This window comes from Alteromonas sp. 4NH20-0056, from assembly GCF_057539655.1.
The window spans coordinates 109,124-123,195 of sequence record NZ_BAAJLS010000006.1 but is presented as its reverse complement, the minus strand read 5'-3'; the positions used below and the strand labels follow the sequence as shown (position 1 = coordinate 123,195).

Here is a 14,072-nt window from a genome sequence, read left to right as displayed (position 1 = left end):
AGTTCCGGATAAAAAAATGCCACGCTAATGTGGCATTTTTTTTAAATGCCGTGTCTTTATTGCCTTTATGTCAACCAATTTACTTTTCTTTAGGTAAACACCAAGTCGCCGCAATGGCTACTGCGAGAACGAGCGCCATAATATAGACCACCGAAAAGGTAATAAATGCAGATAGCGCTGCATAAAGCGCCCCAAACGCGAGTAAAATCAGGCCAATTGCGGTATTAGAAAAACCAACGAGTTCTGTCCTTTGTTGCCCCTCTTTTACGTCTAAACTATACGTTTTTCTCCCTGTTCTTACCCCTGCATGTGCAACGGACAAAACAAAGAACAGCAATGCTGAGACCCATAATGTGTCAGCGCCAATAATAAGCAAACCAAGACATGCTAGTAATGCCATGATGCCGGCCAAACGCAAGGTAAGTGTGGCACTTTTATCAGCCACCTTTCCCCACACAAAAGAGGACAACAAGGTCGCAAGCGCCTGTGCCGCAATATAAAACGGCAGTAACGTTGTCGCATCTTCGCCGCTCTCAAGCATGAAATAAGGCGCTACAAGCGCTGAATGAACGAACAAACCACGCACAAAAATAAACTTATAAACTACGCGGTCAAAATGCCATCCCCCGCCCTTTTTATTTGCGTCACTATCAACTTCCACGTACGTCTTAAGCGATAACATGCAAGCAAACGTTAGGCTAAAAGAGAAGACTGCGGCACCTAATAGAGCATAAAGCGCAAAGTCTTGTAGGGTGTCTTGAAAATAAACCATAGGTGCAGCAAATAATAAGGTCATCACACCTGATGCTGTTGATGCTACTCCAACCAATCTTCCCCGCGTTCCTTTTTCAGCAACGTCTGCTTCAATATCTTTCACGGTAAGCGAGCAAGCTGAACGCCCTATACTCAAAAATACCAGGGCCCCTATTACAATCCCTCCAGCGACAATACCTTCGAACAACAGTGCAGAGGCAAGCATTGTAAATACCGCCGATATTTGCACCGCCATACCGATTCGCCATATATGGTGCCTGGCGCTGTGTTTACGCAGGTAAACACCGATGAGGGCTTGTGGGAGGAGCGCGCCGGATTCTCGAATAGGCACCAACCAACCTATCATCCATGCAGGCGCACCGATAGCGATTAGCAGTGCGGGAAGGGTTGTCTTAGCAGAAGAAAGTAAGTCGGCTAGCTTATTAAACGCTAACCCCAAAATAAGCTGGCGCTGTTTACCTGACATAGTGGCATCCGTGGTTAAGGGGACTTCCCTTGTTCGTGGTATCTACGTATCAGGCGGTCACAACAAGCGATTAAAACAAAGGTACTGAAAAAGGTAAGTACGTGTTATCGCTTTGTTTAAACGCTGTGTTCCCACTAGATATAGTGAAGCAATTTTACGTCAGCTAACGTGTGCAAGATCAAATCGGCATCGCAAATAAGTTTGTTTTCGCGCTGCGGAATATACGGCCCCTACCGCTTATCAACGAGATAATTACCGGGGTAACCAACCCCCATGCAATGCGCGCTTTAACCTCTAGCTTAAACCCTGTATCCAGCGCTCGATGCCCGAGACCGTTTAGAATAGTTAACCGTTGTTTTCGGTCACCGTTTTTAGGTTTTCTAACCCTAACTCAAAGTCTGGCCCTATCATATCGTCCATAATAAGAACAAAATATCGGTCCAATGGATTATTACCCACGGCGCCTTCATCACGCCATGTTACTTTTGTTCCGCCGTCTATCTCTTGTAATTCAACCACACCTGTTGACCCCATATCAAAGTCTGGGAAATACAAGCGATAGACTACGCGCTTGTTGTGTTCTAACTGGGTAATTTCCATCTCACCATTACCCTCTGAGGCACTTTTCCACTCTGAACGCATGCCGATAGCACGGTCAGGACCTGAATACGACAATGTCATATTAGGGTCTCGTTTGAACCACACACCCCATTGTGGCCATTTTCTTAAATCAACAATATTAGGGTAAACCTCTGATGGCTCAGCAGATATAACGACACTACGCTGCACTGAATATTCTTTTGGCAATAAAAAACCGACTAAAACAAAGACAGCCAAAACGAGTCCAATGAGTACAAGAAGTTTTTTTAATACAGACATTTAATCTCCAAGGGTGGTAGCTCACCCTTGGCAATATATAACATTTAATTAACAAATGGCACTGGTGAATCGGAAAAATTACCACTTAAATAATGTATTACCATCTGGCGCACGTAATCAGCGTCAACGCTTTCCACCCACGAAATTAAGGCCCCAGAACTATCACGCAGGGTCTGTCCTGCATTAGGCGTCGTTGTGCCTACGGCAATGCTCCCAGTACTAATAACACGCTTATCGCTTGGCAGCGACACCATGCAGGTAGACAAAATATCCCAAAGGAAATAAGTAAATTCATACGACGGAATTGCCGTGACCGTTGCCGCCCAAAACTGACCTGCCAAATCGGAAACTGGCGTATCTGCGCTAGCAAGCGCCTCTAAAAATGACCAGTCAACAGGTAATGCATTAGTTGCGTCTAACGGAACAAGCAGCACATTTAGCCCGCTATGTACGAGCGAATGCGTTGCCATCGGATCCCAGTATGCATTCCACTCTGCACTACCGTTGTGATCATGCATCGCAACGTTACCTTTAACGTCAATCGCACCGCCCATCCATATCACTTTATCAATATATTGCTTTATGGCTGGTTGTAATGTGTACGCTTCGGTTAAGTTCGTCGCGGGACCTGTCATCAGCACCGTTACTTGCTCTTGCCTATCAGCAATCGTCTCGGCTATCCATTCATGGGCAGGTTTTTCAACGACATGGACGGCATCATGGTCGGTTCGCAACATTAATGGAAGCGCATGACACATTTTAGGTTGTGCTCGCCACTCGGGGGGAAATGGGTTCTGACCATATTTATTCCCAACACTAACAGGGATGTGAGTATTGCCGGTCAATACGAGTAGCTTTCGAGTGCTTTTTAATGCATCGTCTGGGTAACAATCGGCGGGGGTTATTGTCACACCGATTACTTCAATTGAAGGAAGGCGTAATAAGAGAAGCAAGGATAAGAGGTCATCGATACCTCCATCATGGTCAAAAATGACCTTAGTAGTTGTAGACATTATGAATGCACTCCTTGTGATATTGCAATGTTCTGAAAAATGTACTGTAAAACGTACTAAAATAAGATGATTAATTTGGCGTATTTATTCTCACACCTAATGTAAACCATTGGGTCGTGTTACTTACGTGCTCTATTTTTCTCAGGCTAGAGTTTAAAGGCAAACAAACTGGCTCGTTCTTTGGCAAATAACCAAATTGCCAACATGCGTATATTTTTTACATACGTATGCAAATTCGCCATGTTTTTCCATTTATTCTTGTGTAGTATGAGGTTAGGTTAACACAAGTTATCAACACCAAGGCAGCCCTCTTGCGCTACTTACACCAACATTACGTTGCGTACAGCATGATAAAATTGCGCACGTCTCTTACGTCTACACAAGGAGTTTCCAGAAATGGCAGATACCAGTTCTCGTTATATAAGTAACCTTACTCGAGATACTTATGCCCTTATACTTGCAGGTGGCAAAGGCTCTAGGTTACACGAATTGACGACATGGCGAGCGAAACCGGCACTTTATTTTGGCGGTAAGTTTAGGATCATCGATTTTCCACTATCAAATTGCGTAAATTCGGGAATAAGACGAATAGGTGTAGTAACGCAATACAAATCGCACTCGCTCATTAGGCACTTAGTGCGAGGCTGGGGACATTTTAAAAAGGAATTGGGTGAATCGGTAGAAATTTTACCTGCTTCACAACGCTTTTCTGACAACTGGTACGAAGGAACGGCCGATGCTGTATTTCAAAATATAGACATTATTCGTGACGAGCTGCCAAAGTACGTAATGATTTTATCGGGTGATCACATTTACCGAATGGATTATGGCGATATGCTAGCTCGCCACGTTGAAAGCGGTGCAAAAATGACAGTATCTTGCATGTCGGTACCTATTGAAGAGGCCGCCGGCGCATTTGGTGTAATGTCGGTTGATGAAAACTTCCGTATCAATGGCTTTGAAGAAAAACCAGAGCACCCCACTCCGCTTCCTGGCGATGACACACGCTGCCTTGCTTCTATGGGTAATTATGTGTTTGATACAGAATTTTTGTTCGAACAATTGCGACGAGACGCCGAAACATCCGGCTCTCAACGGGATTTCGGTAAAGACATCATTCCATCGATTATCAAAGACCACCTTGTTTACGCGTTTCCATTTGAAAGTAGCGGCGGTGATGGCGCGTACTGGCGAGACGTGGGTACGGTTGATTCATTCTGGGAAGCAAACATGGAGATGGTCGCTCCCGTGCCCCAATTAAACCTTTATGATAGAAAATGGCCAATATGGACCTATCAAGAGCAACTTCCTCCAGCCAAATTTGTATGGGAAGACCATGACAGGCGAGGAGAAGCAATTAACTCGGTGGTGTCGGGAGGCTGTATTATATCCGGCTCTACATTGCGAGCGAGTATCTGCTTCTCAAACGTTAGAGTGCATTCCTACGGGACAATTGAAGGCGCCGTTATTCTTCCTGACGTTGAAATAATGCGACACTGTAAGCTTCGCAAGGTCATTATTGATCGCGGTTGTGTAATCCCAGAAGGTACGGTAATTGGTTATAATCATGACGAAGACAGAGCGCGCGGCTTTAGAGTCTCTGAGAAAGGCGTTGTGTTAGTTACCAGGGAAATGTTGGGCCAGCCTGTAGGTGGACTCAGCCCTTCACGTGGTTAAGAACGTTCTTCCCATTGACGTAGTGTACTGGTAATAAAATCGGCCGCTACGTCTGGGTGTTCTAGCGGAAACATATGCCCTCCTTCAAGCGTCGTGTGTTCAATAGCATTTTGAGCACATAACCGCTTAACCATCTCTGGTTTACACACGTTGCTTTGTTGCCCTGTTACAATAACCGCTGGGCACTGAAGTTTACCGCGATATTTTGAAAGGTTGTGTGGAATATTTCGAAAGATGCTCGCTTCCACATCGGCCTTAAACGTAAGCGATATGTGCTTACCTGTTTGCTTCGTTACCGCATTAACATAGTCTCTTACACACCGAGGGTCCATATTCTTAAACAAGGCTTTACTATGAAAGTACGCCTCCATGTTGGTGTTAGCAGGCCATTGGGTATTTCGGGTATCTGCAAGCTTCGCTGGGGTAAGCTTATTAATTAATGGTGTATGCTTTGCTAGTCTAAAAAATTGACTCAATGGCCCTAATACAAGCGGTGGATCAAAAAGGATGAGACCTCTAAACAACGCCGGTTGCTCACATGCAGCCATAAAAGATACTACCGCACCGAAAGAATGGCCGACTGCGTAAACACCGCGTTCATCAGTATTGTGCTTTTTAATGTGGTTTATCATTTCATGTATTTGATTTCTCCAGTTCCCATTTACAGGCATAGCAGGTTCATGGCCAAATCGCTCGATATGTAATCGATGGAACGTCTCGGGCAGTGCTGAGAAAAGCGTTTTATACGCGCTCGCAGGAAAACCATTTGCATGAGCAAAATGAAAGCTTAATTCCGTCGTCAAAAGTCATCGCTCCGTTTGGAAAGTAAAAAGGCTGGTTATCCCAGCCTTTATTGTTTATGAACAGGTCGAGTTTACTATAGCCCTCTCGCCTCTGCCATCTCCCAATCTTTGACAATTTTCGTACTTGTCCATAGGAAAACGACAATTGACAAACCATAAGGTATTAGCAAGTAAAGTAACGCCTGACGTAACGCTTCTACCTCGCCTAACGAAGGCACTAAAGCTTGGCTAATAATTCCTGTTAATGTCGGGCCCCCACCAAGTGCGATAATATTTAATACAAAGAAGAACAAGGCGGTAGACATCGCTCGTACGTTTATCGGCGCCAAAGTTTGCGCCATCGCAAAACTAGGCCCTAAGTATGAACCGCTGGTGAAGAGTAAAAAGGTCATCAACCCGATAGACAGCCATGCGCTTTGTACTTGCAGTGAGAAGTAAAACGCCGGTACACCAATAATAAGTGCGAAGGCAGGTAACAATGCATACGCTTTTTTATTGCGCTTACCCCATCTATCTGCAATGAAGCCACCCAACCAAACGCCTAATGCATATGCAGTACCGTTTATGATACCAAACGCCACCAACAGTTGAGTGATATCAAGGCCTGGGAATGCCCTTACATAATAGTCTATGATCCAAGTCGATATCGCGTAGTTACCGAATGAACCGAAAGAAATACCCAACGCCATTCCCCACCATGTGGGTATTTTGAGTAGGGTTTTCAACGATGTTTTGACGCTTGGCTTTACCGTAGGATCAACTTGTGCGTTAACGGTTCTAGATGGTTCTTTAACCGTGAACTTCAAAATCAGCGCAAGGATTACACCTGGCAGCCCCACGCTAATCATTACGGTTCGCCAATCGGCAGACCCGCCTTGAAGGAAAAACGCTGACGCAAAAAACGCGAGCATGATGCCAAAGGGTATACCCAATGAGTAAATCGCTAACGCATTCGCACGCTTTTCTTTAGGGAACAAATCCGAAATAATACTGTGCGACGGTGGGCTACCGCCAGCCTCACCAATACCCACCCCAATACGCGCTAGCGCTAGTTGTGTAAAGTTTGTTGCTGCGCCCGATAATGCAGTAAAGCCGCTCCACAACGTCAATGATATCGCGATAATATTTACCCGGCTGTAGCGATCTGCAAGCCAGGCAATGGGAATACCTACTATGGTATAAAGCAAAGCAAAATAAACGCCTTTCAACCATCCAAGTTGCGCATCATCTAAGCCAAGGTCTGCTTTTATAAATGGAGAAAGAATGCCAATAATTTGTCTGTCGATGAAGTTAAATGCGTAGACAAGTGTGAGAATAAACAGCACATAGTTTCGATAGCTTCTCGATGCGCTACCATGCTCTGTCGCTGAAGTGTCAACCTGTGATTGCGCCATATTTGTCCTTAGTTGTTATGTAGTCTCCAGTCTATCCGCATGTTAAAAACAATAACAACTAATTGTTACTTATTTGTAAACATAACGAAAAATGTTAGCCCGCGCTTTCTGTTCCTTGTAGGTTAAGGTACGATATTCTTACTTTAACTCATCAGACCAGACAAGCATTATGACGGTAGACGAATTACTAAATTTGCCGCCTCTCGAGGCACAATCCGATTCTCAGTGGAACGTAACTAATGTGGTCATTCCCAAAACGTGGGGCCAAGGGCGTACCGCGTTTGGGGGAATATCTGCGGGTATGTTATACAGTGCGATAAGACAAAAGGTTACCGATTCACGGGTGCTTCGCTCATTTACGACAAATTTTGTTGGCCCGTTAGCGCTAGACACGCCATTTACTATTGAAGTGACGTTACTGCGTGAAGGAAAAAACGTATCTCAATACATTGCTCACGCAAAACAAAATGGAAAAAGCTGTGTGTTTTCTCAAGCATGCTTTGGGGTTGGTCGACAGTCAGGTATACAGGTGGATAATACCGACACCCACGATATGCCGAACCCTGCGAAGGCGAAGTTCATTCCGCAAATTCCAAAAGTAACCCCCAAGTTTCTACGATATTTCGATTTATCTATTGACTCAGGAGGCGTGCCGTTCACGCGTAAAAAGGAAAGCCACTATCATGGCTTTATGCGCTTCAAGAACCCGCCCGCGACAATCACTGACGCACATATCATCACCATGATAGACGCGTGGCCGCCCACGCTGTTGCAGATGATGAAATTTCCAGCGCCGGCAAGCACAGTAAGTTGGAATTTGGAGTTTATCCACCCGCACAAAGAAGTATCACCGTCAGATTGGTTTGCTTACAAAGCACATACTCGACAAGCAGCAGATGGCTATGGTCATACTGAAGCAACAATCTGGGACAAGGATAACGAAGTCATCGCCCTAAGCAGGCAAACTGTTGCGGTATTTGACTAACGCCCCTTCATTAAAAAAAGCGCATTTGCGCTTTTTTTAATACAACATAAAAGAATTAGGGTTGAACAATGATATTACCGATATGCATTGTAGGTTAGTCACATCAAGCGCGTCTTCTAAATCCTCATGCTCTAACGTCAGCGTTTCATGAAGTTGTGGTTGTAGATTGTGATAACTAGGGTAGATATCTGGATTAACATTATCCAACGCGAGTACGTAAGAGAGCTGCAAAATTTTACACTCTACAGAATCGCTATCGCTGTCGTTATGATGAATACACCGGATTGGCTCAAAAATCGTGGCTGGAATACCCCAATTTTCAATAACTTCCGCAGACAACGCACTGTAAGTAAAACCTAACACCCCCTGTTGAAGCTCAGCTGGCGTCACTCGGGTATTGAAGTTCGCACAACGTTGTCCGTGCTCAGGAAACATCGACGCAATAATTAACTCGCCAATATTGTGGAGCAGCCCTGCAACAAAAAGACGTTCCGGCTCTTTTAGGTTATGTCTGTCTGAAAAATATTTTGCTAATAAACCGCAAGACACACTTTGTTCCCAGAACTTGTCGAGGTCAACGTCCTGCCCGTCCATTTCATTAAACGCATGGCTGACACCATAAGCCAATGCCAAATCATAAGTCGAGCGAGTACCAACCACCTGAATAGCTCGTGTAATGGTGTCTATTTTATTGGGGAAGCGATATAACGCCGAATTTGCTACGCGAAGCAGCTGTGAGGCAAGCGAGGGGTCAAACGCTATCACTTCAGCTATATCATCGATACTAGAGGCTTGGTCATCCATGCACGCTTTAAGCCTTGTTACCGACTCAGGAAGCACGAACAGCGAGCTGGCTTTCTCTGCAATGTCTTTTACGTTCATTTAAGTGATTACTCCGGAAATTACCAAAACTACATGGTAGTTATCAACACTTGAGGTGTCGGGCACATCCTTTTGCAATATATCATTAAGGGCGAATGTTTACGGTTTACATCACACTGCCACTTCATTAACTCTTATAGAATCTTATTAGTGCTACGTCAACCTTGCGCGTATTAGCAATAAGTAGACTTTTTCGCCATATCAAAGAGTTACGAAGCTATATTATCTGTAATGAAACGGAAATGTAACAATCCTAATTTGTAACGGTTTGTTACGCCTTTTGGTTTACTCTCTTTAACAAATCATCTGCTGACCTGCTTGTGTAAGACAGCGAGGCCTTTTTTTCAGCTTCCGCCTCAGTAATAAGTAAAAGTATAGTCTCATTAACGGGGGTTGACACACCTAATCCGCGTGCTTTTTCAATTACCGCACCGTAGAGGTAATTTTTTTCCGTGTCACCTCGACCGTTTAAGTCCCACCACATTGAGGTTTTTACTTCGGGATCAATCTCTAACATCTGCTTCGCCGCGCGCTTGAATAACCAGTTTGGCAGGCGTAAAAAGTGGGGTAACCATTTACCCGGTAATTTGGCCACTTTGGGGAGCGTGACGCCGGCCTGTTCACATACGGCTAATAACTCCTCCATAAGCAGCGCAATAACACGTCGATATCCACGTTGCGCTAACATCGACTTTACGGGTAAGTTCGCAAGTGCATTTACACCATTGCCTAAGTTAAGCTGTAACTTTGCCCATTGTACCGCCTCTATATCCTCACTTAACGACACGTCGCACAACGCATGACTAAGCACTCTCAGAAAAACGCTATTCATCGCGCCGTCAGCGCTATCTTCGATAATCAGCGTCCCTTCGGACCCTTTGTGGAGGCGGTTCTCGTCAATCAATACAACATTGAACGGCACCATTGCGCGGATAACCTTATTGTCAGGAAAATGCATTTGAATAATGGTGTGGCTACCTACGCCATTTTGGCAACAAACAATAAGCGTATGCGGTGATATTACATCGCGCAATGCATTCGTTATAGACTCGAGCGCTGTACATTTTACCGTCAACCATACAACATCAAAACTGTCTCCTTTTGCAGCGTGAGGACTGTCACTCGGTTCACAGTTTACGCGGTTATGCTTGTAATCAGACAGCACCAGCGTATTTTCTAACCGAGCATGCCATGGTCCGCGCGCCACAAACTTCACATCGGCACCATTAAGTTGCATAACACTACCGATGTAACTTCCTATCAGGCCACTACCAAATATACAGTGTTTCATTTTCTTTATTGCTCTGTGTGCTACTATCTCGCGCTTTAAATGAACACCTTTATTTAGTGATGTCAACTATGCCCTCATCAACTGTACCTCATGATCCATCGACACAACTTGCAGGCTCACGCGTTGCAATAATCGGATATGTATGGCCCGAGCCCAACTCTTCTGCGGCCGGCCAAAATATGATGGCGCTCATCACAGACTTTATAAAATCAGGTGCTGATGTCACCTTTATGACAGCCGCGGGCGATAGTATCCACAAAGTAGACTTAGCATCTTTGGGCGTGCATGTTGAGGCGGTATCACTTAATTGCAGCAGTTTTGACCAGCAAATACACGCACTTATGCCAGACATCGTTATTTTCGACCGCTACATGACGGAAGAACAGTTTTCTTGGCGGGTAAAAACGCAATGCCCCAATGCGTTACGAGTTTTAAATACCGAAGACTTGCATAGCTTGCGCCAAGCACGACACGACGCAGTAAAAGCGACAGGTGATGCGCAGCATGCAGAGAAAATGTCGTTACTTGCTCAGCGAGAAATAGCAGCGGTACTGCGAAGTGATATTACTCTGATAATATCTCGAGCAGAATATACTATCCTTACGGATTTCTATCATGTACCGTCGCAACAACTGTTCTATTTCCCATTAAGGGCAGGCACGCCACTAACTCATACCCCTGCGTTCACTCAACGAAGAGGAATTGTCACCATCGGTAACTTTCGACATGCTCCAAACTGGGATGCAGTGCTTCAACTTAAACAAACTATTTGGCCTGCGATAAGAAAGGTACTTCCTGACACCTCGCTGCATATCTATGGCGCCTACCCTCCCAAAAAAGCCACCCAATTGCATAACCCGAAACAAGGCTTTTATGTGGAAGGCTGGGCAGACAATGCCTATGACGTGATTAAACATGCGAAGTTACTCATTGCCCCCTTACGTTTTGGTGCTGGTATAAAAGGTAAGCTTTTAGATGCGATGCGCTGTCATACGCCGACACTAACGTCATGGATTGGCGCTGAGGGAATACTTTCTGAAGGTGAAAGCCATGAACAATGGGGGGGCGCAATCTGTGCATCCCCTGATGAGTATGCCACCGAAGCCCGTCGGCTTTGTACTGATGAGACACAATGGAAAACGGCATCTGATAAAAGCGCTGAGGTATTGCTGGCGTTTAAAAAGTCTGCACGCGAACCGACGCTAAATACACACCTGAGCATGTTACTTGGTGATGTTGCGACGCACCGACAATCCCTTTTTCTGCAAGCAATGTTGTGGCACCACACGCTCAGTGCAACAAAATACATGTCTCAATGGATTGAAGAGAAGAACAAATAGCAGTAAACGCATGGCCTACATTTTAGACAGTGCGTTTACCACATGCTTAATCCCATTGCCACGAGATTCACTTAGATAGCGGGACAGCTGGCAGGCGATTAGATATGCACTGAAATCAAAGTCTCGCCGCGCGTCTTCAGGCAATTGGTTTGCTTTCTCTAGTAAAACAGCCAAGACCCCTCGGACTATCTTACTGGGTGAATACGCCATGATGACAGGCTCGCTGCCATCATCGACACGTGCCAACCATACCGCGCTCTCACAGCCATCTATATGATTAACCTCGGTACGATATGCTTCGGGCATCACCGATAGATGCTTACCCGCGAGCATAAGCGTTCGGGTAAAGTCATCCCAGCCTCGCGCATTACAAAGCGCGAGAGCAAGAGGGAGGAATTCGTCGTTATTCATTAAACACCGCCGCTAAGGATAACGTAGTGCATACAAACACTATTCGCCTTTAAATTCAGCAGCCAAATCGTTGGCTGTCATAACAAGGTTTTCAGCGTCACTTTTTGTTGGAAACATTACGAGCTCTACGCCGTTAGTTTCAAGCCCTGGTAACCAAGTAGCAGTGAATTCATCAAGTGGGATGCTAACGCATGTGCCGGTTATGCCATTTTCATCGACAAAACGTAACGCGAGATCGTGGTGAGGAAACAACGGAAGTCTAACCGAGTCGTTATCCTCTAGCATGATAAAGCCCTCGGCGCCTTGGACAACCCAAATTTCGTTGGCTTTTTCAGCATAGCTGATAACAAGCTCTTGTCTTTCTTCTGCCGACAGACCAAGCGCTTGGTTAAGAACGATGTCATTTAGTTTTTCTGTTACGGTGCTGGGGAACACAATTTTACCCTCAAAAATTTTTTTGCAGTATAACCGTTGTAGTGCGCCTCACCAACCGTTCACTGCGGTAATCGTTTGGTATTTCACTATTCCTTGTTAATATACAAGGACAAACATAGCCCCTGAGACTCTGTGGGTATATTAAATGGAACACTATGCATAACCTTTTTGCTTCTCTCAAGGCTGATACCCACCACAAACATAATGAACTTGAATCAATCTCGCCGTTCGTCATGTTTAACGATATGGCGCATGTAGACACCACATTGTATGCAAACGTAATCGCTGTAATGCAACAATTTCATACGAGATCTTTTGATTATTTATCTGGCGCAGCGAACACCAACCCATTGTTATCCGACTTAATAGCATTGCTTGACGCAACAAACATCGTTAACGCCTTAAAGGATGATGTAGGCTCACTTAACAAAGCAAATATATCGTCATTGCCCGCAAAAGGCATACCGCTACCAACTTTTGATTCTGAGTTTAGTGCCACCATAGCTGGCATTTATGTCTGGCTAGGCTCGTCCATGGGGGCGAATATAATTGTTAGGCGCCTTACTCAACAACATGTTGCTCTCCCAATTACCTATTACACGTCTATGTCTCAATGCGCGAGAAACTGGACGATATTCAAACAAAAAACAGCATTACTGCTGTCGAATGAACATGACGTTGTATCTAGCATAGTCGATGACGCGAATCGGTGGTTTGACTACCTTATCCAATTAGGAAAAGAACAGACATCGTTGCACCGCGATGTAGCCTCTACGATGCCGCACGCAGCGGCCAAATAAGCACTATTGTGGGTGTTTTGGGCAGCACGAACTATTTATAAACTGAGAGTGTCTGCGCTGGGGCGAATTTGATATTATCGACCCTATAATTTTTAAATAGACGGTAATATGAAAGTAATCTCTTTTAATATAAACGGCATACGCGCCCGGTTACATCAACTTCAAGCTCTTATCGACGCCCATAACCCTGACATTATCGGTCTTCAGGAAATCAAAGTTCATAATGAACAGTTTCCGGTCGAAGCCGTCGAAGCGATGGGTTACCACGTGTTTTATCACGGCCAAAAAAGTCACTATGGTGTTGCTTTTCTTGCTAAAAAAGCGCCCTCATCGGTAATCTACGGGTTCCCTACCGACGATGATGACGCTCAACGTCGCATGATTATTTTAAAAACTACAAACGATAATGGTGATCCAGTTACCGTACTAAACGGGTATTTTCCTCAGGGCGAAAACGAAAAACATGAGACTAAATACCCAGCGAAACGAAAGTTCTATCAAGATTTAATGACGTATCTTGATGAATACCACGCCGAGGACGAAAACATCATCGTAATGGGTGATGTTAATATCTCTCATACTGATTTAGACATCGGCATTGGTGAAGAGAATAAAAAACGCTGGCTAAAAACCGGTAAATGCAGTTTCTTACCCGAAGAGAGAACGTGGCTTAACACCCTCTTGGCATGGGGGTTTACTGATAGTTACCGCGCGTTAAACCCTACCGTGGATGATAGGTACTCATGGTTTGACTATCGCTCAAAGGGGTTTAATGACAACAGAGGCTTACGTATCGATTTGATCCTTGCCACGCCGTCGCTTCACGAGCAACTTAAAGACGCTGGTATTGATTACGAATTAAGAGGCATTGAAAAACCGTCTGATCATGCACCTATTTGGGCAACATATTGAGGTAATTTAG

At 44.8% G+C, this 14,072-nt stretch carries 14 protein-coding genes; 5 read left to right on the top strand and 9 right to left on the bottom strand.

The window, feature by feature from the left end:
• Window positions 1–79: 79 nt before the first annotated feature.
• From AC27EZ_RS12600 to AC27EZ_RS12590, 3 genes are all read right to left on the bottom strand, one after another.
• On the bottom strand, window positions 80–1,240 hold the full coding sequence (locus AC27EZ_RS12600) for an MFS transporter (protein ID WP_487135647.1): 1,161 nt from the start codon (window positions 1,238–1,240) through the stop codon (window positions 80–82).
• Window positions 1,241–1,585: 345 nt separating this feature from the next.
• The gene (locus AC27EZ_RS12595; RefSeq protein WP_487135646.1) at window positions 1,586–2,119 is read right to left on the bottom strand and encodes an SRPBCC family protein; all 534 of its coding nucleotides are present in this window, start codon (window positions 2,117–2,119) and stop codon (window positions 1,586–1,588) included.
• Window positions 2,120–2,163: 44 nt separating this feature from the next.
• Window positions 2,164–3,132, bottom strand: coding sequence for a nucleoside hydrolase (locus AC27EZ_RS12590; RefSeq protein ID WP_487135645.1), 969 nt, complete (start codon window positions 3,130–3,132; stop codon window positions 2,164–2,166).
• Between the two features lie 396 nt (window positions 3,133–3,528).
• On the opposite strand from AC27EZ_RS12590, the gene glgC reads away from it, so the two are divergent.
• The gene (glgC, locus tag AC27EZ_RS12585; RefSeq protein ID WP_487135644.1) at window positions 3,529–4,809 is read left to right on the top strand and encodes a glucose-1-phosphate adenylyltransferase; all 1,281 of its coding nucleotides are present in this window, start codon (window positions 3,529–3,531) and stop codon (window positions 4,807–4,809) included.
• Here the strand turns inward: glgC and AC27EZ_RS12580 are convergent.
• Entirely contained in the window at window positions 4,806–5,612 is an 807-nt protein-coding gene (locus tag AC27EZ_RS12580) for an alpha/beta fold hydrolase (protein ID WP_487135643.1), read from the bottom strand. The genes glgC and AC27EZ_RS12580 overlap by 4 nt on opposite strands.
• Before the next feature lie 74 nt (window positions 5,613–5,686).
• On the bottom strand, window positions 5,687–7,006 hold the full coding sequence (locus AC27EZ_RS12575; RefSeq protein ID WP_487135642.1) for a spinster family MFS transporter: 1,320 nt from the start codon (window positions 7,004–7,006) through the stop codon (window positions 5,687–5,689).
• A 169-nt stretch (window positions 7,007–7,175) separates the two neighbouring features.
• Between AC27EZ_RS12575 and AC27EZ_RS12570 the strand changes: the two genes are divergently transcribed.
• A complete protein-coding gene (locus AC27EZ_RS12570) occupies window positions 7,176–7,991 on the top strand; it encodes an acyl-CoA thioesterase (protein ID WP_487135641.1) in 816 nt (271 codons plus the stop codon).
• Window positions 7,992–8,027: 36 nt separating this feature from the next.
• Here AC27EZ_RS12570 and AC27EZ_RS12565 read toward each other — a convergent pair whose 3' ends face one another.
• Together AC27EZ_RS12565 and AC27EZ_RS12560 are read right to left on the bottom strand one after the other, a co-directional pair.
• Window positions 8,028–8,873, bottom strand: a complete 846-nt coding sequence (locus AC27EZ_RS12565) for an HDOD domain-containing protein (protein WP_487135640.1) — start codon at window positions 8,871–8,873, stop codon at window positions 8,028–8,030.
• Between the two features lie 271 nt (window positions 8,874–9,144).
• On the bottom strand, window positions 9,145–10,164 hold the full coding sequence (locus AC27EZ_RS12560) for a 2-dehydropantoate 2-reductase (RefSeq protein ID WP_487135639.1): 1,020 nt from the start codon (window positions 10,162–10,164) through the stop codon (window positions 9,145–9,147).
• Between the two features lie 68 nt (window positions 10,165–10,232).
• Here AC27EZ_RS12560 and AC27EZ_RS12555 point away from each other — a divergent pair, with 68 nt between their 5' ends.
• Complete coding sequence (locus tag AC27EZ_RS12555; RefSeq protein ID WP_487135638.1) at window positions 10,233–11,504, top strand: glycosyltransferase; 1,272 nt, start codon at window positions 10,233–10,235, stop codon at window positions 11,502–11,504.
• 15 nt (window positions 11,505–11,519) lie between these two features.
• On the opposite strand, the gene AC27EZ_RS12550 is transcribed toward AC27EZ_RS12555, so the two are convergent.
• A complete protein-coding gene (locus AC27EZ_RS12550) occupies window positions 11,520–11,915 on the bottom strand; it encodes a SufE family protein (protein WP_421134358.1) in 396 nt (131 codons plus the stop codon).
• Window positions 11,916–11,954: 39 nt separating this feature from the next.
• On the bottom strand, window positions 11,955–12,350 hold the full coding sequence (locus tag AC27EZ_RS12545) for a DUF2750 domain-containing protein (protein WP_487135637.1): 396 nt from the start codon (window positions 12,348–12,350) through the stop codon (window positions 11,955–11,957).
• 155 nt (window positions 12,351–12,505) lie between these two features.
• Here AC27EZ_RS12545 and AC27EZ_RS12540 point away from each other — a divergent pair, with 155 nt between their 5' ends.
• On the top strand, window positions 12,506–13,150 hold the full coding sequence (locus AC27EZ_RS12540) for a heme oxygenase-like domain-containing protein (protein WP_487135636.1): 645 nt from the start codon (window positions 12,506–12,508) through the stop codon (window positions 13,148–13,150).
• 108 nt (window positions 13,151–13,258) lie between these two features.
• Window positions 13,259–14,062 carry an exodeoxyribonuclease III gene (gene xthA / locus AC27EZ_RS12535; protein WP_487135635.1) on the top strand — a complete coding sequence of 268 codons (804 nt, stop codon included), beginning with the start codon at window positions 13,259–13,261 and terminating at the stop codon, window positions 14,060–14,062.
• Window positions 14,063–14,072: the final 10 nt, after the last annotated feature.